A 21311-nucleotide genomic window follows, 5' to 3' on the forward strand; every position below is an offset into this window, starting at 1 on the left:
TATGGGGTATTCCCTTTATCTTCCGTAGAACTCGTAAATATCTATTCCGTTTTTATTAAAATGTTCAAAAAAGTGCATTAAGAGTTTTCGTGTTGTATACACATCTGCCAGTGCCCTGTGTTTGTTCTTTGGGTTAATCTTATAATAATCCGCCAGGCTCTGCAGTTTGTTTGAAGGAAATTTAAAAAATTTCCTTGCCAGGAGCAGTGTGTCCATTACCGGGTTATCAGGAGCGGGTTTATTTAATAGTGAAAGCTCCTGCTGGAGGAATTTCATGTCAAACGGCACGTTGTGGCAGACAATTATTCTATCGGAAAATAATTCTAAAATATTATCCGCAAGGTCATGAAAACGGGGGGCATCTTTTACCATTTCGTCGGTTATTCTGTTTACCATGCTTGCTGCAGGGTGAATGGGCTGGAGGGGGTTAACCAGGCTCGAAAAGGATTTCTTGATTTTGAAATTATCACAGCACAAGATGCCTATTTCGCAGATTCTATCCCCGTTTGTAGGGCTCAACCCGGTAGTTTCCACATCAAAAAACACCATTTTCATAGTTGTAATTATACCACTAAATCAGCTAAAAGACAAACTTTAATCGAAAACACTTTGACAACCTTTGACAAAAACACATTGACAAAACGAGTAGGATTTTGTAGAATTCTTAATCGAGAGATAATTGAAGCTGGGGGGGGGTAAAAAGAGATGAACGCAAAAAAAATTGTATTATTTTCAGGATTGTTTTTAATTTTCGGCCTTCTGGGCTGCCCAAAGAAGCCTCAAAAGCCGCCGGAAGTTATTCAGGCTCTGGTTGAGCCTTCGGAAGCTAAAGAAGAGCCTTCTATCCGCGGAACAGAATTTCAGGCGGCGCCTGAATTAAAATCAATATATTTTTGGTATGAAAATTACGAACTTACGCCGGAAGCAAGAGCGGTCTTGCAAAAAAATGCCGGTTACCTAAAGGACCATAAGGAATTGGAAGTTCTTATCGAAGGAAATTGCTGTGAATGCGGAACAAATGAATATAATCTTGCCTTGGGGCAAAAACGCGCCCAGGTTACAAGAGAATATTATATAAACCTCGGCATTAATCCAGGCCTTATCGGTACGATTTCTTACGGCAAGGAAAAACCTGTCAAGCCTAATGTCGGCCCGCCGGATTCACCTGACTGCTCTTACAACCGCCATACTGACACAAAAGTAAGGACAAAAGGTGTTAAATAAATTCAAAAATACCATTTCACTTGTTATTCTTTACTGCCTGCCAATGGCTCTTCTTTCAGGATGCATAGCCACCTCGAATGAATTTGCCCAGCTTCGTGACGATATCGAAGAACTGCGTTTCCAGATAGGTTCCATGAATAAAAACCAGGCTGATCTGTCCCTAAAAATGGATGAGATCGGCCAGAACATGGAAGCTTTGAAGGAAAAACTTGACGATAATAAAACTCATATGTCGTCGCTTTCCAAGAGAATGGACGATATTCATTCCAGCTTCAGCCAGAGAATGGACATTCTTTCCCAGCAGCTTTCCGGAGCGGCCCCGACCATTACCACGCCGTCGGAACAATATAAACTTTCTTACAGCGATTATTCAAAAGGGAAGTATGATTTAGCTATTGTCGGATTCAGGTCCTTTATGGAAAGATACCCGGACAGCGAACTATCTTCAAATGCCCAATATTATCTGGCAGATTCTTACTATAATAAAAACGATTTTGCTTCAGCTTTAAAGGAATTCAACAATATGAAACAGCAGTTTTCAGCAAGCGAACTTGTTGTGTCAGCTGAATTCAAAACAGGACTATGCTATAGACAGCTTAAAAAACCCGCTGACGCAAAGGCGGTTTTTGAGCAGATCATAAAAGATCACCCGCAATCTCCAGAAGCAGAACAGGCCAAAGAAAGACTTAAAAAATAATCTTGAAACCTCCTATATCTTTTAAACTCATTCCACTGTCGCTTGCCCTTATTTTTTCAACTTCAGTTTTTACCTATCCAGTAGATGTTTATTTAAAACTCACTGCCAAAGGCGAAAAAATAAACATAGGTTTGATTAGTTTTGGAGAAACTGAACTCGCAAAAAAAATTCAGGATGTGTTAAAAACAGACCTGCTATTTACCAGATATTTCAATGTTACCCCTATGCATGCTGCATTTACAGGCAAGAAAGAAGAATTTGATTACTTTAGGAACCAGTTTATTGATGTTATTCTCACCGGCAGTTTAAATACTGAAAATGCCCGCCGCACTTTAAACATAAAAATGTATAACGTTGAAAGCGGCGAACTGATGTTCGAAAAAAAATTCCAAGATTCAGGGAATGATTACCGCAGCAGCGCGCATAATGTAAACGATGAAATAGTCCTGCGGTTTACCGGCCAACGAGGCATAGCGCATACAAAGGTTGTTTTTGTAAATGATTCTACTGGAAGCAAGGAAATATATAAAATTGATTATGACGGCTATAATTTAAAAAGGCTTACCCAGGATGATTCAATAAACATTTTCCCGAAATGGTCAACTGACGGCGAAAAGATAGCGTTTACAACCTATAAATACGGGAATCCTGATTTGTATGTTATGACTAACACCGGGACAAACAGGAGAGCAGTCTCCACATACCAGGGGTTGAATATTTCTCCAACCTGGACTAATGACAACAATTCTATGGCTCTTACTGTTTCTAAAGGAAAATCACCAAATATTTATATTGAAAATTTGAGCGGGCAAATATTAAAACGCCTCACGCATTCAACCGGCATAGATTCTTCTCCCTGTTTTTCTCCTAGTAACAGGGAGCTCGCTTTTATTTCAGACAGAGCTGGAATACCACAGCTTTACATTTGCGACAGTGAGGGCACGAATGTGCGCAGGATTATAACTGAGGGCTATAGTGATTCGCCTTCCTGGTCCCCAAAGGGCGACAAAATCACGTTCGCCATGCGTTTTGGCGCCGAAAGTTATTTTAATATTTATCTTTACGACATAGCTTCAGATAAAGCTGTCAGCCTTACTAACGGACAGGGGTCAAATGAAAACCCTTCATTTTCTCCTGACGGCAGATTTATTGTATTTTCATCTACCAGAAACGGTAAAAAGGAATTATTCGTTATTTGCGTCGATGGTTCCGGTGAGCACAAGCTTGCGGATATAAAGAAAAATTCTATAATGCCTCATTGGTCACCCTAAATATGAGTAAAATTTCCATAGTAAGATGTTCCGATTATAACGCCCAAAAGGTTGAAAAAGCCGTCCGGGAAGCTGTTTTGCTTGCCGGCGGGATTGAAAAATTCATTAAGAAAGGCGAAAGAGTCCTTCTTAAACCGAATTTGCTTGCGCCGAAAGCGCCCGCCCTGGCTGTAACCACGCATCCTGAAGTATTGAGAGCAGTAATACGTTTAGTAAAAGATGCCGGAGCTACTCCCTTTGTCGGTGATAGCCCCGGAGGAACTATAGTCGGTTCTTCCGGCAACAAAAGGGCGCTGGCTCTGCTGGATAAATATTGGGCTGACTGCGGGATGAAGAAAATATGCGAGGAAGAAGGAGCTGAAATAGTCAGCTTTGAAACCGGCGGTGTGGAAGTCTTTGAATTCAAAAATAGAAAAGGTGTTCCGAAGATAAATATATCAAAAGTTGCCCTCTCCTTTGACTCCGTAATTAATATACCAAAATTAAAAACCCACGGAATGGTTTTATACACAGGCGCCATAAAAAACTTATACGGCTGTGTACCGGGGCTTAAAAAAGCAGAATATCACATGCAGGCCGTTCATCCGGATGTTTTTTCACAAATACTTGTTGATATTTTTTCGGTTATTAAACCGAAACTGGCAATAATGGACGGCATAATAGGAATGGACGGCAATGGCCCGTCTAATGGCAGGATAAAAAATTTCGGCGTTATTATTGCCGGCGGTGATAATGTGGCGTTGGATGCAGTCAGCAGTATGGTGATAGGACTTAATAGAAAAGAAATTTCCGCAATTAATATAGCCGGTAAACAGGGATTAGGGGAAGCAGATATAAAAAAAATTGAAGTGGTTGGCGAGAAACTTGAAAATGTTAAACAGGCTGATTTTGTTAGGCCGTCAAATTCTGCGTTGAAATACTTTCCTCAAATTTTTGCAAATATAGTCAGCAAATTGATTTGGGTCCTGCCGAAAATTAATGAAACCAAATGTACCCGCTGCATGACCTGTGTTAAAAGTTGCCCGGCTAAGGCTATTGAAATGCACGGAAAAAACCTCAGGGTTGACATAAAAAAATGCATAAAGTGCATGTGCTGCCATGAGTTATGTACTTATGGCTCGATAGATATAGAGTTAAGCTGGCTGGCAAGCAAATTAGTAAAATGAAAATAAGGCAATATTTTGAATACTGGATTTTGCAGATTATCGTATTCTCAGTAAAAGTGCTGCCTCTTTCCGTATCTCTAGGGCTAGCAAGGATATTGGCAGATTTTGTGTTTTTTGTACCCAAAATAAGGGTTAAAGTTACCCAGGATAACTTAAAAATCGCTTTTGGGAACAATAAATCCGAAAAAGAGTTGAAAGCTTTAGCAAGGAAAGTTTACCGCAATTTTTTAATGATGGCGATAGAATCCCTCCGAATACCCAGATTATCTGACGCCGAAATAAAAAAAAATGTCACAATGGTAGGTTTGGAACATATCGAAAATGCTTTGAAAAAAGGCAAGGGTATGATTTTTGTAGCCTGCCATTATGGAAACTGGGAATTAATGGGCACAGCTATAAAAGCGAATGGTTATCCGATTACCTACATTGACGGTGAACAAAAAAATAAACTGGTAGAAGATTTTATGAGCAAACTCAGGCTTGATTCCGGAATTAAACTTATAGAAAGAAAAAATGCGCTGAGAGGTGTGATTAAAACCGTAAGGAGCAATGAAATACTGGCTTTGCTTTCGGACCAGAATGCCGGCCCGGACGGCGTGTTTGTGGACTTTTTCGGAAAATTGGCTTCAACACCTCAAGGCGCCGCAGCGTTTTCTATAAGGATCGGGGCGCCTATAGTTTTGGGTTATAATGTACCTGATGAAGGCCGGATGCATAATACCGTGCATTTTACGCCTATTGCGCCAAAGCTAACAGGTGATGAAAAAAAAGATATTTTTATTATAACCCAGGAATTTACAAAAAAATTTGAGGAATTTATTAAAGAAAAACCGGAACATTATTTTTGGCTGCACCGCAGGTGGAAAGCCAGCCCATGAAAGAATCACTTTATTATTCGTTCTTTGACAAGGGGAAAAAGCTGGTACAGTGTAATTTGTGCCCGCATAATTGCAAAATTATGCCGGATAAGGCCGGGGTGTGCCATATCAGGAAAAATATTGAAGGAAAACTATACAGCCTTACTTATGGCGGTTTCAGTTCAGTAAATCTGGATCCAATAGAAAAAAAGCCTTTATATCATTTTTACCCGGGTAGTCAGATTCTTTCGGTTGGAACCATAGGCTGTAATTTTAAGTGCTCAAATTGCCAGAATTGGGAAATATCTCAGGCAGAATATCAAGAGGATACTCTGCGTGAATTATCTCCTGAACAAGCTTTAGAGCTGGCCAAAAGATACGATTCTATCGGAATTGCCTATACCTATAATGAGCCGTTAATTAATTACGAGTGGGTAATAGAGACAGCTAAACTCTTTAAAAAAGAAAATATGAAAAATGTGCTGGTTACCAACGGTTTTGTTAATGAGCAGCCTTGGGAAAATCTGCTTCCGTTTATTGATGCGGCAAATATCGACGTAAAAGCGTTTAAAAATGATTTTTATAAAAGTGTCTGCCAGGGCGAGATAGGGCCGGTTTTACGCTCCGTAGAAATAATGTTCAAAAGGGGAAAACATTTGGAAGTCACTTATCTTGTCATACCGGGCAAGAATGACTCTGAACATGAAATAATAGATTTTGTCGATTGGCTTAGTTCCTTAAGCCCGGAAATTCCGGTTCATTTCAGCAGGTATTTTCCCCGGTATAAAATGGAAGAAAAAACCACGCCTGTTGAAACTCTGGAAATGGCAAAGAAAATAGCTTTAAAACGGATGAAATACGTATATGTAGGCAATATTTAAATAAAAGAGGAGGGAGGATTAACGGTTATGTCAAAAAACATTTTTTTCTTTTTGCTGGTGATCATTGTTGGCGCTTTAATCGGTTCGTTTTTGGGGAAGTTTATAGAAAGCGCTTTTCCGGCAGGCGGTTCGGTGCGGGATTTATTCGCAACAGAAATCTCAGCGGGATTGTCTCCCACAAACCTTGATTTGCGCATAATTGACCTTACGTTCGGCTGCATGGTTAAAATTAATGTTATGGCAGTTTTAGGCATGGTAGTGGCAGCCTGGGTGTTCAGACTGCTTTTTAGCGGCAAATAATGAGAATTATACTCTGTTCTTCATCACAAAGGAGGAAGGAACTTGTAAAAAAGTTCAGGCTTCCTTACATTGTATACCAACCAGATGTTGATGAAAACATCAAAATAAATGATCCAATAAAGCTTGTAAAGAAACTAGCCCTGCTTAAGGCTTTAGACGGCACGAAATGCTTTTCTAAGGGCCTTGCGCTTGGCGTAGATACTATTGTTGTGTTAAACAGGGAAATAATAGGCAAGCCAAAAAACTCATCAGATGCAATCAGAATATTGAACAAATTAAACGGTTCTACTCACAGTGTCTATAGCGGATTTGCTTTAATTGATTGCGCTACAGGCAAAGCGGTTATCGATTATGATGTTACTAAAGTAAAAATGCACAGGCTTTCCCGGGAAAGAATAAAAAGCCTTTCCTCAAAGCACCAGGATAAAGCCGGAGCTTATGCCGTACAGGAAAAAGATGATTGTTTTGTAGAAAAAATTTACGGTGATTACGATAATGTGGTTGGGTTACCGGTAAAAAAAATCAAAAGGGCAATTTATTTGAAGTTTTCGGTATAAACTTTGATTTTAAGAGACGTATTAATACTTTTGTACCAATCGTTCATATAGGCAAGAGATTTTTCCTGCAGTAATTCCTGGCTGAATTTTTCCCTGTCTTTTTCAAATACTTTCATGTTTCCTGCATGACGCCTCATATATTCCAGCTGAAGTTCCGGTTCAGTAATTCTTACACCTGATGCGATTATATTGCGCATTTTTGCGATTGCAATCTGTCTTTTCTGGGATTCTTCAAATTCCATGGGGGTCATTTTAAGCCGGTAAGCAAGTACCTGAAAATAAGCTCTCTGGTCAAACCTGCCCTCTTGCTGAAAGGCGGGAATCTGCGCAATATTTGCAGCTACTTCACTATTTGTAACTACTATACCGTGCTTTTTTGTTTCTCCGTAAAAAACTTCTTCGCGGATCAGGTCATCTACAACTTCCTGCCGTGTTTTGTTTACTACTTCTTCAGTAATGTCAGTGTTTTTATCCCGCATATCTTCCATGATGCGGTTATAAAGAAGGGAATATTTTCTTAAAGGAATAGTTGTCCCGTTGACGACAGCGACAGCGTTTGTTGATTTGCCGCTGAAAAAGTAACTGCCAAAACCAACAAACATACCGGCAAAAAAGCCGATAATTGTAATCAAAAAAATATAACGCATGTTCTTTCTTAACCAATCCATCATATTCGTTTACCTTTGTTGGTTTATCTTCTGACAGGAATGTCCATCTCGATAACCTTGTTTTGTTCCGCTGCCATGACACAGTGGCCCTCAAAGAGAGCTCCTTCGCTGATTGAAAGCAGGGCAGTATGTATATCGCCGAAAACCTGTGCTTTTGACTGGATTTCCAGGTTCTGGGTAGAGGTAATATTCCCGGTGACTTTACCGCCGACAATAACATTTTTTGCGTTTACATCGCCCTGAATCTGTCCGGATGCGCCGATAATAACGCTTGAAGCTTCCAAAATACCGCCTTCAATTTTACCGTCTATTCTTATGGAACCTTTTGATTTTATCGTTCCCTGAAAAATTGTTTCCGGGCCAACTATTGTTTCAAGACTGTCTGATGTTTCTTTCTTTTTACCAAACATTTTTGTCACCCCTGTTTTGTTTTGCGAAGAATGATGAATCATCAAGGAATTTTGTTGGATTAACTGATTTATCGCCAAGCCTTACTTCATAATGCAGATGAGTACCGGTTGTTGAACCTGTTTCGCCCATTAACCCGATAAGTTGATTTCTACTGACTTTATCGCCCACTTTTATGCATATTTTTGACAAATGCCCGTAATAAGTCCTGCAACCATAACCATGGTCAACGATGATAAGATTTCCATAACCTGCAGACCAGCCTGCATAAATTACTTTTCCGTTTGCACAGGCGACTATTTTGGAACCTCTATCACCGCCAATATCAAGTCCGGTGTGAAATTCGTACCTGCCTGTTATGGGATGTATCCTGAAGCCGAACGGCGAAGTGATTCTGTTAGGTTTACAAGGCCAGATATTAGGAGTCGCTTTGTATAACAACTGCTGGTAAGCTATAAATCCGTTTATTTCTTTTACACTTGCTAATTCTTGCTTGGTTTCCTTTTGAAGAGCTTTTGTTTGATGGTAAAGGTCTTTTACTGATACTTCGTGGACTTTCTTTTCAAGATATTTTTGAAGGTATACCGCTTCTTCTTGAGACGGCCCGCCCTTGCCCATAGAGTCATTGGTTACTATTGCTTTCTTTGACTTCATGTCAAGCAAGTCCCTTAGTTTTTCATCTTTTTCACGCACCTGAGCCAGAAGTTCCTGGGATTTTTTCAGTTCGCCGGCGAAAAACATCAGTTTAAATTTTATGACTTCCCTGTCAAGTTTTACCCGCCAATAATCGGTGTTGTTTGTTGTAATTACTGTTGCCCAGATGGTTAATCCTGTCCAAAACATCATTACAAAAATCAAAAACGAGAGCGTAAACGTCTTTCTTACCGGTTTTGTTGTAGAATGCGGTAAGACGATGATCGTTACATCCCGTTTAAGTATCTTTCGTAAGTGCAATAGTGTCTTATTCATCGATTGTACATTATAACCCGAATACTTAAATAAGTCAAGATATATTAATAACATGTTGTTATGATATTAAGATGTTGAAGTATTTGATTTTTTAAAATGTTAAACTTTTTGAAAGTTTCTAAGTCAATTTTAAAAAGGAGCTTTCAAAATGGGAGAGCAAGGTGGCGTTGTTGAGGTTTTAAAGTATTTTTTTAAGGAAGAAAAAAATATCAAGGGTTTTGTAATAAAAAAGAATAAAACCAAAAAAGAAGTAATTAAAACTTATAAGCTAGGCGGGAACTAGTTATGTCGAATTACAAAACATTCCGAACAGCGGAGATTCTGATTATGAATGGAATCTTAAAAACAAAGTTGGAGAAAAAGTTGTCAGCGGGGTTTATGTATATATAGTTTCAAATAGTCAAAAAGAAAAGAAAATGGGAAAGTTGGCAATATTGAAATAATAAAGATGTCCTTTCTTTTTTGAAAACCTTCCTTATTTTTGGTATAGTAAATCGGGAAAATAAATATGATTACATTGTTTGATACGCACGCGCATTTAAGCGATAAAGTTTACAGCGGTGATTTTGAAAAAATTATTGAGAACGCTAAAAACGCCGGCCTGGTAAAGATTTTAAATATTTGCAACAGCGCAAATAAACCAGGGAATTTTATTGAGTTGTTAAAAAAGTACGATTTTATTTACGGCGCGGCGGGAGTTCACCCGCTTGAGATGAAGGGCGCCGATATAGAAAAACTTATGCCTCTGCTTGGCCTTGGAAAGATAGTTGCGTTAGGCGAAATAGGGCTTGATTATCACTATCTTTATGAAAAAAATGACAAAGAAAAAGAAATACAGTTGCAAAAGGAATTTTTTAGGGCTCAACTAAAGATAGCAAAAGAAAAAAACTTGCCGGTTATTGTGCATTGCCGCGAAGCCTGGGAAGATACAATGAAAATAGTTGAGGAAGAAAAAGTGAATAACGGTGTTTTTCATTATTTTTCCGGCGGGGAAGATGAGCTAAAAAAATGCATAGATTTTGGGTTTTATGTGTCTTTTACGGGCCCGGTAACTTATCCGAAATCAGATGTTTTAAGAGAAGCGGTTAAAATCGCCCCGATTGAAAAGATTCTTATAGAAACTGATTGCCCTTACCTTACACCCCAGCCTAAAAGAGGAACACGCAATGAACCTGCTTATGTAAGGTTTACTGCCGAAAAAATAGCGCAAATAAGAGGTATGTCTTTAGAAGAACTTTCTCAAATCACTCACCAAAACGCCTGCCGCTTGTTCGGCCTTAAATTCCTAAAAACTTGACCTGAAGGGAAAATTTTAGTATAGTCTTTAGCACTATGCCAAAGAATACGTTTCAACCAAACAAAAGACGCAGAGCAAAAACACACGGTTTTTTCGCAAGAATGTCCACACCTGGCGGGAAAAATGTTCTCAGCCGTAGAAGACAAAAAGGGCGCTGGAATCTTACCCCTAAATAATAGTTGTTTTCTATGAAACAGTTTACTTTCCGTAAAGAGGAAAGGCTGCATTTTGATAAAGAGTTCAGGCGCATTTTCAAAAAAGGAATAGCGCTGCGCAATTCCGGCATTCTGATGTTCGCCTACAAGCGCAATGAACCTGCGGAAAGCAAAATAAAGAATACGCGTTTAGGTTTGGTTATTTCCCGAAAAGCGGGCAGGGCAGTTGACAGAAACAGGCTAAAGCGCCAATTGAGGGAAATTTTCAGGCTGAATAAGCATACCCTAAAGCAGGATTTTGACATTGTTTTCATGGCCAAGGAAAAACTTGCTTCCTTTAAATACGATAGGCTTCAAAATATTGTATTTAACCTGTGGCAGCGCGCGAAGGTGCTTGAGCAGCAGGGCACTCTTTAAACCGAAATTTATTTTTAAAATATATGATCAAAACATTTTGTTTAAGCCTTATTAGAGCATACCAGATAATTGTCCGTTTTGTTTCACCTCTTCCCAGATGCAGATTCTACCCGACTTGTTCCGAATATACTTACCAGTCAATTGAAAATTCTGGAATAACAAAGGGAATATTTTTGGGAACAAAAAGAATCTTTAAATGCCATCCTTTGCACCCCGGAGGTTACGACCCAGTATGGAAAAAAGAATAGTAGTAGCCACAGTTTTATCTACCCTTGTAATTTTAGCCTGGTGGATGTGGGTAACGCCGCCGGCAAAAATGTTACCGCCCCAGACACAAGCCCAGTCAGGAACCAAGCCGGCAGATCAGCCATGCGTGCTTTCCGGAAATGACGCAAGCCAGATGCCTGCAGTTGGCGTACCGGGCAAAGGCAATCAAAAAGCGGTCAAAGTAACCGATACAGTTCTTAAATTCAATTCATTTGAGGTTGTTTTTAACAGCCTGGGCGCAAAAATAAAAAATTGGTATGTCAAAGAAAAGGGAAATTGCCTTACAGACCTGGTTTATTATCCGGCAGATAATTCGTTTGTGCCGGACAATTTTGCAACTTTTAACAATTTAAATTTTAATGTTATCACACAAACCCAGGACAGTATTATTTTCTCCGCTGTTACCGACAATGTCCGCATAATTAAAACTTACGAATTATCCGAAACAGGGCTGCATAAACTTGAGTTTCAACTGACAAACCTTTCCAATAAAGAAAAAGTATTTCCTTTAAATATCCCCTGGGGCCCCGGAATCGGCAGCACGCCTTCTGACCAAAAAAGCGAAGTTGCGTTTACCCGGCTTATAGGGCTTGCCAAGATTACCGATAAATCATCAAAAATTGTCAAACTTAAAGCGGATAGCCATAACACCAGGGCCTACAATTGGATAGGAATTGATAACAGGTATTTTTTAATGTCCGTTCTTTCAAACGAAAGTTTTTCCAAAGCTTTGGTGAATATTGATAAAACAGCTATCGGAAAACTGCCTAAAACTGATTTTGTTTCTACCGTAAAAATACCTGCAGGAAAAAGCGTTAGCATCGGCTTGTCTTTTTACCTGGGCCCGAAAGTTTATTCCGAGCTTAAAAAAACAGGCCACGGCCTGGACCAGAGCGTAGATTTCGGTTTTTTCAGCTCGCTGGGAAAGGGAGCGTTTTATTCCCTTCATTATTTTTACGATATCACAAAAAACTATGGTGTCGCAATAATTATACTTACGCTCATCATGCAGATAGTCCTTTTTCCGCTTACCATGAAAAGTTACCAGGCGTCAAAGGCTATGAGAATTTTACAGCCGAAAATGAAAGAAATGCAGACAAAGTTTAAAGGAGACCCGAAAAGATTAAATGTCGAAATGCTCAACCTGTATAAATCGCATAAAGTTAATCCGTTGAGCGGCTGCCTGCCTATGTTGTTGCAGCTGCCTATTTTCTGGGCTTTATACCAGACCTTGAGCAACACTTATGAATTAAGAAAGGCCCCGTTTATTTTCTGGATGACAGATTTATCAGCTCCGGATTTGCTTTTCACGGTTAGCGGAGTTCCTATCCGGGTCCTGCCGTTATTGATGGGGGGCGCGATGTTTTTTCAGCAGAAAGCTTCCGGTACAACGATGGACCCCTCGCAGAAAAGTTTGATGTATATGATGCCGATTATTTTTACCGTAATATTCTGGAATTTTGCCAGCGGCCTGGTTTTATACTGGCTGATTAACAGCATACTGACATTAGCCGGGCAATATATTGTTATGAGGCCGAAAGAGGCCTAAAGAAAGAGGTAATAGTATGAAAAAAATTGAAGCGGTTGAATTTGAAGGCAAGACTGCCGAAGAAGCAATAAAGAAAGGTTTAGAACAGCTGGGTTTAACAAAAGAGTCAGCGGATATCAAAATTATTGATGAAGGCGCTTCCGGTCTTTTCGGGCTGATGGGCTCCAAACCTGCAAGAATTAAAATACAACCCAGGGGCCATCAGGAAAAAGCGGATGAACGCCTTGAGAAATCTATCAAGGACCATCTTTATAAAATGTTCCAGCTTATGAGTTTTACCGAAGAGAAACCCGAAATAAATGTTTCCCAGTCGGAAGAATGTCTTGTAGAAGTAGAGTTTAAGGATAATAAATTAAGTTCGCTTCTTATAGGAAAAAACGGCAAGGTTTTAAGAGCCATAGAAATAGTCCTGCAGAGCATGCTCAATAAGGAATTCCGGGGAAAAATAGAATCCATCCCCAAAATTCTTGTCGATGTAAACAAGTATACAGTCAGGCAGAAAGAAAAAATCAAAGAAGAAGTAAATGAAGCGCTGGAAACAGCTAAAAAATCAGGCAAACCCGTCAGATTAACTCCCATGCCTCCTCAACTGCGCAAATATGTCCATGTACTGCTTCAGGATAATCCTGATTTTGAAACGATTTCTGAAGGCGAAGATGAACAGCGCAGGATAGTAATTAAACCCAGAGAAGGCTGAAGGTGTGATTAGAACATGGAAAATGATACCATTGTAGCTATTTCCACGCCAAATACGGGCGAAGGAGGCATTGGTATTATCAGGTTGAGCGGAAAAGGCTCGCTTTCCCTGGCGGACAAGATTTTCACCTCTGGAAAAAATACCGGCAAGCCCTCCCAATTTGAAACCCACACAATAAATTACGGCTGGATAACCGACGGTAAAACAAAAATAGACGAAGTCCTGCTAAGCGTAATGAAAGCTCCAAAAACCTATACCCGCGAGGATATTGTTGAAATTTCTGCGCACGGGGGGCCGGCGGTTTTAAGGAAAATTCTTGAGCTTTGCCTCGCCTCCGGCGCCAGGATGGCCGGGCCCGGCGAATTTACAAAACGCGCATTTTTAAACGGCAGAATAGATTTGTCCCAGGCGGAAGCTGTCAGCGAACTTATCCGCGCAAAAACTGATAAATCAGCGCGGTTTGCGGTTGAACAGGTTACAGGCGGGCTTTCACAAAAAATAAAGGGTTTGCGCTCGCAATTGATCAGCTTAATTGCAAATTTTGAAGTTGAACTGGATCATTCCGAGGAAGATATAAAGTTTGCCTCCGGAGAAGAAACAGAAAAGACCTTAAATAATATTTTAAAAGACATCGGCAATATAATAACTGCTTCGCAAAAAAACAGGGTATATGTTGAAGGCGTGAAAATCGCTATAGCAGGAAAGCCCAATGTTGGCAAATCGAGCCTGTTTAACGCTGTTCTTGAAAAAGAACGGGCCATCGTCACAGCCCTGCCAGGAACTACACGCGATATTGTGGCGGAAACTTTTAACCTGCAGGGAATACCCGTTACCATTATGGATACAGCCGGCATAATGGCTGATTATTTACACGAGGGTAAAATAGAAATTCAGAGGCTGGAACAGCATATAGAAAAAATATCCACCCAAAAAGCCAGGGATGTACTGGGTAAAACGGACATTGTTCTTTTTGTAATTGATGTTACAGCCCTTCTTACAAACGACGATACTAAAATTGCGGAACTTGTTTCAAAAGCTGCGGTTAAAGTAATCTTTGTTTTAAATAAAACTGATTTAGTTACAAATACGGAACAAAAAAGAAAAGAGATTTTAGAAAAATTCAGGCCATATTTTGATAAAATATATTTTACGGAGTGTTCAGCGTTAAAGATGGATGGTATCACCGGGCTTGAAAATGCAATATATGATAAAATTCTTGAAGAAAAAGCTTATTCTAACGCTCCTGATACGGCTGACAGCGAATTTGTTGTCAATCTCAGGCAGGAAGAGGCGTTAAATAAAGCGTGCGTTAATATTAAAAGTGCATCGCAAACTGTCCGAAAAGGCGAATCCGGGGAATTTACTGTGCTGTCAGTGCGCAGCGCGCTGGATAATTTAGGTGAAATAACCGGTGAAACCACTAATGAAGAAATACTGGATATAATATTTTCAAAATTTTGCGTAGGGAAATAAATGGCTCAGGAAAAAAGTTTAAAATTTTCTGCTTTGGATGGTTTTTTTGCTTCCGTAATGACGGGGTTTACTTTAAATTACACAATTCCGTTTGCTCTTGTTCTGGGCGCGACTTTTTTTCAGATAGGCCTGCTTACTTCTTTTCCTCAAATAGTCGGATCTTTTATTCAATTAAAATCGGTAGACATTGTTGAAAAAGTAAAAGGGCGGGTCAGATTTATTACTATCTGTATCATGCTTCAGGCGCTATCCTGGATAGCTATTTCGGTGCTTCATTTCATTTTTAAAAAAAATCCGATGTTTATCTATATAGTATTGGTCACATTTAACACCGTTTCAGGAGCTTTGTTCGTGCCTGCCTGGTATTCTTTAATGAGCGACACAGTTGACAAGAACAGTTATGGAAAATATTTTGCCTGGCGCGGCAGGATAATGGGTTTTATCAATATAGGCAACAGCCTGCTTGCGGGATTCTTTCTGTACGCAATGACAAAAAACATTTATCTTGCCTTTTTTGTTTTATTCGCCATAGCAGGGGTATGCAGGTTTATTTCAGGGTATTTTGTAAGCAAAATGGATGATATCCCGCCTGTAATAGTTCCGGAAAAAGCTTTTAATTACTGGGATTTTTTAAAAAGGTTTCCTAAAGGCAATTTTATAAGGTTTACATTTTTTGTTTCAGGAATAAATTTTGCCACCTATATTGCAAGCCCCTTTTTCACTGTTTATATGTTTAAAGAGCTTCATTTTACTTATGCGGTTTATACATTGATTGTAACTTTATCCACGCTCATAGGTTTGCTTATCGTGCCCTCCTGGGGCAAGCTTGCCGATAAGGTTGGAAATGTAAAAATTTTACAGATTTGCGCTGTATTTCTGCCGGTAATTCCTGTTTTGTGGTGTTTCTCCGGGAATCCATATTACCTTTTTATAGTTAATATTTTCGCTGTTCATTTATTGAACGGATTTAACCTGAGCACATTCAATTTTATTTTTGATGCGGCTTCTCCCGCAGTAAGGACCAGATGCATAGGCTACTTTAGTTTCACAAACGGCCTCCTGATTGGACTGGCCTGTTTACTGGGAGGGTTTATAGTAATTTATGTACCGGCTTTTATGAACGCTTCTAAAATTTTAAACGTATTTTACATTTCGAGCCTGCTAGGAGCAATAGTCAATATTTTTGGGATTAATTCACTCAAGGAAGTAAGGCATAGCAATAAGATTGAAGATTCAAAATTAATATTAACAGTGTTTGGAATAACGCCTGTGTTAGAATTGAGTAATGAAATTTTAGGACTCAGGTTCCACCGGTTAAAAGAGAAATAATGAAGTCATTTTTTGCTATAGCCATTTTATTTATTTCCGTAATTGTTGTTTCGGCTGAAGATGCGGCTGTTGAACTCAATCTTGACGCTTCTACCGATACAGTTATTGATATTTCAAGCAATTCGGCCCTTCGGGAAGATTTTTCATACCGGATGGAAACATTTCCTTACAATCAGTTTTTTTCTTCCGGCACTTTATTTGTTGTTGTAAGTTTTGACGGCTGCAAAGAATTGTCCCGGTGGCAGGATATTCTGAATTTTTCAAAGGCCAACGATATAAAATTTACATTTTTTATAAGCGCGGCCTATTTCGTTCCTGAAAAAGAGAAGGCCCTTTATTACGAACCCACAAACCCGGTAAAAGAGGGTTATTCTCGTATCGGTTTCGGCGGAACCCAAGAAGACGTGGCAAAACGAAAAAAATATGTTTTAGAAGCTATTGAATCAGGCAATGATATTGAATCTCATTTATGCGGGCATTTTGACGCAAAAAATTGGGATGAATCTGCCTGGCGCATAGAATTTGAAGAATTCAATGAGCTCTGTAGTTTTCTGCCTGAACCTGTTCACCATATCCGCTTTCCTTTACTATCAATGAATAAATATGTTTATCCGGTCCTGGCGGAATTCAACTTTAAATCAATAATGTCCGTGGATGAAGATGAGTTTGACAAATTTAACCGTGTTACAATACAAATACCCAAAGGGGGCCAGCCAGTGTCATTTCTTGAATTTCCCATGGGAACTGTGCAGGAAGGTAATTCAAAAGTGATGCTGATGGATTACAATTTTTCCGTGCATGATCAAAGGAATAAAATTCCAGTATCAAAAATACAGAAGAAAATGGTTGATATATATATACAGGAAGCAAACCGCTGTTTTACCCAAAACCGCCCGCTTTTGTTAAGCCACCATTTTTCAGTAACCAACAGCCAGGATTCTTACTGGAAAGCGTTGAAGGAAGTTATACTCAACTTAAAAGCGATATATCCCACTAAATTTATCACGCTTTCACAGCTTAGTGAAATGTGCAACCCGGATAACGCGGTACGTTAATTTGTTATAATTTTCATCTTATAGTATAATCAAGGTATAAAATTTTGTCCCGATTGTTCCTTCAAGTAAGATATCGGGATGCCAACTCGGCAAGGGAGCAACAATTGAACACAGACAAAGAGAAAAACATTATTCAAAGATTTGGGCAAGTATTCAGCAATCTTTCAAAACCGGAGGACAAAACGCCTTCAAAACCTGTTGTACAGCCGGTTAATGTGCCGACAGTTCCGGTTCACGCAGCCGCACCTAAACATGTCGAACATAAACCTCAGGGCCCTTCGGCAAGTTTTTACGGCCTGGGTATTGCGCCCAGGATTCTTGAATCCCTGGCTAAATTAAAATTTACCGAACCGACACCGATTCAGCATAAAGCTATTCCGATTGCCCTTGAAGGAAAGGATTTAATCGGTGTTGCCCAGACCGGTACCGGGAAAACTCTTGCATTTTGCATTCCTATGTACCAGCGCCTGGCGCAAATTTCAAAAAACGGGCTTATACTTCTTCCTACCAGGGAACTTGCGCTGCAGGTGGATGAAGTATTCAGAAAAGTCGGCCATACATTTGGCATAAAAACAGCTGTGCTTATCGGCGGGGCGCCTATGGGCGCCCAGATTTCGGCCCTAAGAGCCAAACCGCGCATTATTATTGCCACGCCCGGCCGTTTGCTTGACCACCTTCAACAAAGAAATGTGACACTTTCAGAAGTAAGCCTAGTCGTATTGGATGAAGCAGACAGAATGCTGGATATGGGTTTTGCTCCGCAGATAGACCGCGTGCTTCAAAGCGTAACCAAGGACCGGCAGACAATGTTGTTTTCTGCCACGCTTCCTGCAGAAATATTAAGAATTGTAAACAGGTATATGAAGCTTCCGGTAAGCATTGAAATTGCGCCGTCGGGTACGGTAGCTGAAAACATAGACCAAAAATTATTTGTAGTAAACAAAGAATCAAAATTGAAACTGCTTGAAAAAATTGTCAGGCAATATACCGGCTCCATACTTTTATTTACGCGCACAAAACACGGCGCCAGGAATATTACCCAGAAACTGAGGAATATAAATTGCCAGGCGGCGGAAATACATTCAAACCGTTCGTTAAGCCAGCGCAGGGAAGCGCTCGACGGTTTCAGGTCAGGCAAATACAGGATATTGGTAGCAACGGATATCGCATCCCGCGGCATTGACGTAAAAAATATTGAATTAGTAATAAATTATGATATCCCAGAGGACCCGGAAAATTATGTACACCGTATCGGCAGGACCGGCCGCATCGGCGCGCAGGGACAGGCAATTACCTTTGCTACCCGCGAGCAATATAAGGACGTAAAGAATATTGAAAGATTGATCAAAAATGCACTGCCTGTTTCCAGCCACCCGGATATACCTTCGGAGGCTTTTTTCCAGCCCTCTAATTCCTTTGTTTTAAGAAACAATTTCCGCAGGCCCAGGACTTCCATGCGCCGCAGATAAAATGCATAAATAACCCCCGCGGACAGGAACATCGGTGTTGATTATCAGGGGCCGAAATAACTATGGCGACTTTAAAAATAACATTAATTCTTCTTTTTCTGATTTTATGGATTAAACGTAAGCAGGACCTGGGCGCAGGGCTGCTAATAGGTTCTTTTGTGCTTGGTATTTTAAGCGCAGGGTTTTTTGACGTGTTAAAGTTTATGTTCCGGTCGGTTTACGCTACCGACACCATTGATTTAATTGTCGTAATGATCCTGATTTTTTATTTCATTGAAATTTGGAGCAAGACCGGCGGCACAGCATCGCTTTGCAAAAATTTAAACCATGTAATAAAGGATTCGCCTGTGGCGCTTGTAATCCCTCCGGCAATAATCGGGCTTATTCCGATAATGGGCGGGGCGATGGTATCCGCTCCTTTAGTTAAGGATTCCTTTTACGCGAAAAATGTTTCACCCGCAAAACAGACTTTCCAGAACTTCTGGTTCAGGCATATCTGGGAGTATGCAATTCCCACCTATCCCGGGGTAATTATTTCAGCAGGGATTCTCGGCGTATCCTACGGTAAAGTTTTTGCCCTGAATTTTCCCTTAACTATTTTTGCAATAATAATCGGCTCGATAGTAGGCCTGACAGGCATTAAATACAGGAAGCCCGATTTGTTAAATAATGATACAAGCGGCATAAAAGGACTGCTGGTAGCGTTCTTGCCTCTTTTTGTAATTTTGGTGCCGGCCCTGGTTTTTAAAGTTCCGCTGTTTCTTTCATTGGCAATTTCCATAATTCTTATGGCGCTTGTAAATAAAATAAGCATCCCCCGGCTTAATGGCCTATTTATAAAAAGTTTTAATTTTAATATAATCAGCGTTGTAGTAGGCATTATGGCTTTCAAATACGTCATGGAAGACACTGGGGTAATAGTGCAGATGTCCAGGGAATTCATCAGCTGGAAAATCCCTGTTTTGTTATTATTGTTTTTACTCCCGTTTATTACAGGTTTTATTACGGGAATTACGCAGGCGTTTGTGGCTATTTCATTTCCGCTTCTTATAAATTATCTCAGCGCAGATAACAACCTGCTTACCTGGGCTTATGTATCGGGTTATATGGGGGTCCTGCTTTCACCCGTCCATGTATGCCTGGTCCTGACGAAAGAGTATTTTGGCGCATCCTGGAAAGATGTTTATAAAATACTGATAATCCCGTGCCTGTTCATGCTGGCAGCGGCTTTTTTCATAATCAAAATCAGAGGATAAATAAAACAATAATTGGAGGCTAAGCAGTAGATATATCAAAAAAATTACAAGGCATATTATTACAAGTAACGACGCAAAAGAAATGATAAAAGATACTGCCTATAGATTGGCAAAAAAGGCTTATAAATTATGAGTAAAACAATCGATGAAATAAACGAAAAAATCAAGAAAGGCCAGGCTGTTATAGTTACCGCTGAAGAAATGATAGATATCGTGGAACAAAAAGGCGCCGCTAAAGCAGCTCAGGAAGTGGATGTGGTCACAACAGGCACTTTCGGGCCCATGTGTTCCAGCGGCATGTATTTAAATCTGGGGCATTCAAAACCAAGAATAAAAATAGGAGGCGGGAGCTGTTATTTAAATGACGTTCCGGCATATTGCGGTTTCGCCGCAGTTGATATTTACCTGGGTTGCACCCAAACGCCGGATTTTGACCCGAGAAATGCGGATTATCCCGGCGATTTCAGGTATGGCGGCGGCCATGTTATAGAAGAATTTGTTGCAGGTAAAGACATACGGCTTGTTGCTATGGCTTATGGCACAGATTGCTACCCCAGAAAAAAACTTGAAACCCTTGTAAATATAAAAGACGTTAATGAAGCAGTATTGTTCAATCCGAGAAATGCTTATCAAAATTACAATGTAGCAGTAAACCTTTCGGATAAAGTTATTTACACCTACATGGGGACTCTGCGGCCAAAATTGGGTAATGCAAATTATTGCAGCGCCGGCCAGTTGTCGCCGCTTTTAAATGACCCTCTTTTTAAAACTATCGGCATAGGAACAAGGTTGTTTTTGGGCGGCGGTATCGGTTATGTAGCATGGAACGGCACCCAGCATAATCCTCACGTAAAACGAAAAGAAAACGGTACTCCCTGCGTGCCTGCCGGAACGCTTGCGCTGATAGGGGATTTAAAACAAATGAAATCCGGATGGCTCGTTGGGGCAAGTTTTCAGGGCTACGGCGCTACTTTAAATGTCGGCGTCGGAATACCGATTCCGATCCTAAATGAAGAAATGGCAAAATACACTGCTGTCAAAGATGACGCTATATTTGCCCCGGTTGTAGATTACAGCGAAAATTACCCGAAAATGATTCCCGGAAATCTCGGCGAAGTTTCTTATGCGCAATTAAAATCAGGCAAAATAACTGTCCAGGGAAAAGAAGTCCCCTCAGGGTCGCTTTCAAGTTATTCAAAAGCCAGAGAAATTGCGGAAGTCTTGAAAGACTGGATTGTGAAAAAGCAATTTTTTCTTTCAGAACCTGTCGCGCCTCTGCCTGGGCCTGATTCAATCACCACTTTTAAGGCCATGCATGAGAGGCTCGGGGCAAAAGGATAAGGTATCCG

The 21311-nt window shown here is 40.2% G+C and carries 24 protein-coding genes; 20 read left to right on the forward strand and 4 right to left on the reverse strand.

Annotated elements, in window-relative coordinates; translation table 11 throughout:
* Positions 1 to 15: 15 nt before the first annotated feature.
* Positions 16 to 555 carry a 3'-5' exonuclease gene (locus tag KKH91_01500; protein ID MBU0951490.1) on the reverse strand — a complete coding sequence of 180 codons (540 nt, stop codon included), beginning with the start codon at positions 553 to 555 and terminating at the stop codon, positions 16 to 18.
* 150 nt (positions 556 to 705) lie between these two features.
* Between KKH91_01500 and KKH91_01505 the strand changes: the two genes are divergently transcribed.
* The 8 genes from KKH91_01505 to maf are packed head-to-tail and all read left to right on the forward strand — an operon-like array spanning position 706 to position 6953.
* On the forward strand, positions 706 to 1224 hold the full coding sequence (locus KKH91_01505) for an OmpA family protein (protein ID MBU0951491.1): 519 nt from the start codon (positions 706 to 708) through the stop codon (positions 1222 to 1224).
* Positions 1214 to 1921, forward strand: a complete 708-nt coding sequence (ybgF, locus tag KKH91_01510; GenBank protein ID MBU0951492.1) for a tol-pal system protein YbgF — start codon at positions 1214 to 1216, stop codon at positions 1919 to 1921. Before KKH91_01505 ends, ybgF begins: the two co-directional genes overlap by 11 nt.
* A gap of 2 nt (positions 1922 to 1923) precedes the next feature.
* Complete coding sequence (locus KKH91_01515; GenBank protein MBU0951493.1) at positions 1924 to 3192, forward strand: hypothetical protein; 1269 nt, start codon at positions 1924 to 1926, stop codon at positions 3190 to 3192.
* Between the two features lie 2 nt (positions 3193 to 3194).
* Positions 3195 to 4358: a DUF362 domain-containing protein gene (locus tag KKH91_01520; protein MBU0951494.1), complete on the forward strand. Its 1164-nt coding sequence runs from the start codon at positions 3195 to 3197 to the stop codon at positions 4356 to 4358.
* Positions 4355 to 5236 carry a lysophospholipid acyltransferase family protein gene (locus KKH91_01525; GenBank protein MBU0951495.1) on the forward strand — a complete coding sequence of 294 codons (882 nt, stop codon included), beginning with the start codon at positions 4355 to 4357 and terminating at the stop codon, positions 5234 to 5236. Before KKH91_01520 ends, KKH91_01525 begins: the two co-directional genes overlap by 4 nt.
* The gene (gene amrS / locus KKH91_01530) at positions 5233 to 6096 is read left to right on the forward strand and encodes an AmmeMemoRadiSam system radical SAM enzyme (protein MBU0951496.1); all 864 of its coding nucleotides are present in this window, start codon (positions 5233 to 5235) and stop codon (positions 6094 to 6096) included. The genes KKH91_01525 and amrS overlap by 4 nt, the downstream gene beginning before the upstream one ends.
* A gap of 27 nt (positions 6097 to 6123) precedes the next feature.
* Positions 6124 to 6396, forward strand: coding sequence for a DUF4321 domain-containing protein (locus KKH91_01535; GenBank protein ID MBU0951497.1), 273 nt, complete (start codon positions 6124 to 6126; stop codon positions 6394 to 6396).
* Positions 6396 to 6953, forward strand: a complete 558-nt coding sequence (gene maf, locus KKH91_01540; GenBank protein ID MBU0951498.1) for a septum formation protein Maf — start codon at positions 6396 to 6398, stop codon at positions 6951 to 6953. Before KKH91_01535 ends, maf begins: the two co-directional genes overlap by 1 nt.
* Here the strand turns inward: maf and KKH91_01545 are convergent.
* Genes KKH91_01545 through KKH91_01555 form a run of 3 tightly spaced genes read right to left on the reverse strand, consistent with a single transcriptional unit; the run spans position 6932 to position 8998 of the window.
* The gene (locus tag KKH91_01545) at positions 6932 to 7621 is read right to left on the reverse strand and encodes a SurA N-terminal domain-containing protein (GenBank protein MBU0951499.1); all 690 of its coding nucleotides are present in this window, start codon (positions 7619 to 7621) and stop codon (positions 6932 to 6934) included. The two genes, maf and KKH91_01545, sit on opposite strands and share 22 nt — an antisense overlap.
* Before the next feature lie 23 nt (positions 7622 to 7644).
* A complete protein-coding gene (locus KKH91_01550; protein ID MBU0951500.1) occupies positions 7645 to 8031 on the reverse strand; it encodes a polymer-forming cytoskeletal protein in 387 nt (128 codons plus the stop codon).
* Positions 8021 to 8998, reverse strand: a complete 978-nt coding sequence (locus tag KKH91_01555; GenBank protein ID MBU0951501.1) for a M23 family metallopeptidase — start codon at positions 8996 to 8998, stop codon at positions 8021 to 8023. The genes KKH91_01550 and KKH91_01555 overlap by 11 nt, the downstream gene beginning before the upstream one ends.
* 508 nt (positions 8999 to 9506) lie before the next feature.
* On the opposite strand from KKH91_01555, the gene KKH91_01560 reads away from it, so the two are divergent.
* The 12 genes from KKH91_01560 (at position 9507) to KKH91_01615 (ending at position 21303) form a co-directional block, all read left to right on the forward strand.
* Complete coding sequence (locus KKH91_01560) at positions 9507 to 10295, forward strand: TatD family hydrolase (protein ID MBU0951502.1); 789 nt, start codon at positions 9507 to 9509, stop codon at positions 10293 to 10295.
* Positions 10296 to 10330: 35 nt separating this feature from the next.
* Positions 10331 to 10471, forward strand: a complete 141-nt coding sequence (gene rpmH, locus KKH91_01565) for a 50S ribosomal protein L34 (GenBank protein MBU0951503.1) — start codon at positions 10331 to 10333, stop codon at positions 10469 to 10471.
* 12 nt (positions 10472 to 10483) lie between these two features.
* Entirely contained in the window at positions 10484 to 10867 is a 384-nt protein-coding gene (rnpA, locus tag KKH91_01570) for a ribonuclease P protein component (GenBank protein ID MBU0951504.1), read from the forward strand.
* Between the two features lie 23 nt (positions 10868 to 10890).
* Complete coding sequence (gene yidD / locus KKH91_01575; protein MBU0951505.1) at positions 10891 to 11115, forward strand: membrane protein insertion efficiency factor YidD; 225 nt, start codon at positions 10891 to 10893, stop codon at positions 11113 to 11115.
* On the forward strand, positions 11100 to 12683 hold the full coding sequence (gene yidC, locus KKH91_01580) for a membrane protein insertase YidC (protein MBU0951506.1): 1584 nt from the start codon (positions 11100 to 11102) through the stop codon (positions 12681 to 12683). Before yidD ends, yidC begins: the two co-directional genes overlap by 16 nt.
* 16 nt (positions 12684 to 12699) lie before the next feature.
* Entirely contained in the window at positions 12700 to 13380 is a 681-nt protein-coding gene (locus KKH91_01585) for a Jag N-terminal domain-containing protein (GenBank protein MBU0951507.1), read from the forward strand.
* A 15-nt stretch (positions 13381 to 13395) separates the two neighbouring features.
* Complete coding sequence (mnmE, locus tag KKH91_01590; GenBank protein ID MBU0951508.1) at positions 13396 to 14853, forward strand: tRNA uridine-5-carboxymethylaminomethyl(34) synthesis GTPase MnmE; 1458 nt, start codon at positions 13396 to 13398, stop codon at positions 14851 to 14853.
* Complete coding sequence (locus KKH91_01595) at positions 14854 to 16182, forward strand: MFS transporter (GenBank protein ID MBU0951509.1); 1329 nt, start codon at positions 14854 to 14856, stop codon at positions 16180 to 16182.
* On the forward strand, positions 16182 to 17237 hold the full coding sequence (locus KKH91_01600; protein ID MBU0951510.1) for a polysaccharide deacetylase family protein: 1056 nt from the start codon (positions 16182 to 16184) through the stop codon (positions 17235 to 17237). Before KKH91_01595 ends, KKH91_01600 begins: the two co-directional genes overlap by 1 nt.
* Before the next feature lie 104 nt (positions 17238 to 17341).
* Positions 17342 to 18706: a DEAD/DEAH box helicase gene (locus KKH91_01605; GenBank protein ID MBU0951511.1), complete on the forward strand. Its 1365-nt coding sequence runs from the start codon at positions 17342 to 17344 to the stop codon at positions 18704 to 18706.
* A 62-nt stretch (positions 18707 to 18768) separates the two neighbouring features.
* Positions 18769 to 19962 (forward strand): DUF401 family protein, encoded by a 1194-nt coding sequence (locus KKH91_01610; GenBank protein MBU0951512.1) that lies wholly within the window; start codon positions 18769 to 18771, stop codon positions 19960 to 19962.
* 129 nt (positions 19963 to 20091) lie between these two features.
* Complete coding sequence (locus KKH91_01615) at positions 20092 to 21303, forward strand: homocysteine biosynthesis protein (protein ID MBU0951513.1); 1212 nt, start codon at positions 20092 to 20094, stop codon at positions 21301 to 21303.
* Positions 21304 to 21311 lie beyond the last annotated feature (8 nt).

The sequence above is a fragment of the Elusimicrobiota bacterium genome (assembly GCA_018816525.1).
Lineage (GTDB): Bacteria > Elusimicrobiota > Endomicrobiia > CG1-02-37-114 > XYA2-FULL-39-19 > OXYB2-FULL-48-7.

Coding starts and splice junctions, on each gene's coding strand:
- KKH91_01555 (MBU0951501.1), bottom strand. CDS start 8,998: ATGAATAAGACACTATTGCACTTACGAAAGATACTTAAACGGGATGTA.
- KKH91_01560 (MBU0951502.1), top strand. CDS start 9,507: ATGATTACATTGTTTGATACGCACGCGCATTTAAGCGATAAAGTTTAC.
- KKH91_01525 (MBU0951495.1), top strand. CDS start 4,355: ATGAAAATAAGGCAATATTTTGAATACTGGATTTTGCAGATTATCGTA.
- KKH91_01610 (MBU0951512.1), top strand. CDS start 18,769: ATGGCGACTTTAAAAATAACATTAATTCTTCTTTTTCTGATTTTATGG.
- KKH91_01535 (MBU0951497.1), top strand. CDS start 6,124: ATGTCAAAAAACATTTTTTTCTTTTTGCTGGTGATCATTGTTGGCGCT.
- KKH91_01615 (MBU0951513.1), top strand. CDS start 20,092: ATGAGTAAAACAATCGATGAAATAAACGAAAAAATCAAGAAAGGCCAG.
- maf (MBU0951498.1), top strand. CDS start 6,396: ATGAGAATTATACTCTGTTCTTCATCACAAAGGAGGAAGGAACTTGTA.
- amrS (MBU0951496.1), top strand. CDS start 5,233: ATGAAAGAATCACTTTATTATTCGTTCTTTGACAAGGGGAAAAAGCTG.
- KKH91_01545 (MBU0951499.1), bottom strand. CDS start 7,621: ATGGATTGGTTAAGAAAGAACATGCGTTATATTTTTTTGATTACAATT.
- KKH91_01595 (MBU0951509.1), top strand. CDS start 14,854: ATGGCTCAGGAAAAAAGTTTAAAATTTTCTGCTTTGGATGGTTTTTTT.
- KKH91_01600 (MBU0951510.1), top strand. CDS start 16,182: ATGAAGTCATTTTTTGCTATAGCCATTTTATTTATTTCCGTAATTGTT.
- mnmE (MBU0951508.1), top strand. CDS start 13,396: ATGGAAAATGATACCATTGTAGCTATTTCCACGCCAAATACGGGCGAA.
- rnpA (MBU0951504.1), top strand. CDS start 10,484: ATGAAACAGTTTACTTTCCGTAAAGAGGAAAGGCTGCATTTTGATAAA.
- KKH91_01505 (MBU0951491.1), top strand. CDS start 706: ATGAACGCAAAAAAAATTGTATTATTTTCAGGATTGTTTTTAATTTTC.
- KKH91_01520 (MBU0951494.1), top strand. CDS start 3,195: ATGAGTAAAATTTCCATAGTAAGATGTTCCGATTATAACGCCCAAAAG.
- yidD (MBU0951505.1), top strand. CDS start 10,891: ATGATCAAAACATTTTGTTTAAGCCTTATTAGAGCATACCAGATAATT.
- rpmH (MBU0951503.1), top strand. CDS start 10,331: ATGCCAAAGAATACGTTTCAACCAAACAAAAGACGCAGAGCAAAAACA.
- KKH91_01550 (MBU0951500.1), bottom strand. CDS start 8,031: ATGTTTGGTAAAAAGAAAGAAACATCAGACAGTCTTGAAACAATAGTT.
- KKH91_01500 (MBU0951490.1), bottom strand. CDS start 555: ATGAAAATGGTGTTTTTTGATGTGGAAACTACCGGGTTGAGCCCTACA.
- KKH91_01585 (MBU0951507.1), top strand. CDS start 12,700: ATGAAAAAAATTGAAGCGGTTGAATTTGAAGGCAAGACTGCCGAAGAA.
- yidC (MBU0951506.1), top strand. CDS start 11,100: ATGGAAAAAAGAATAGTAGTAGCCACAGTTTTATCTACCCTTGTAATT.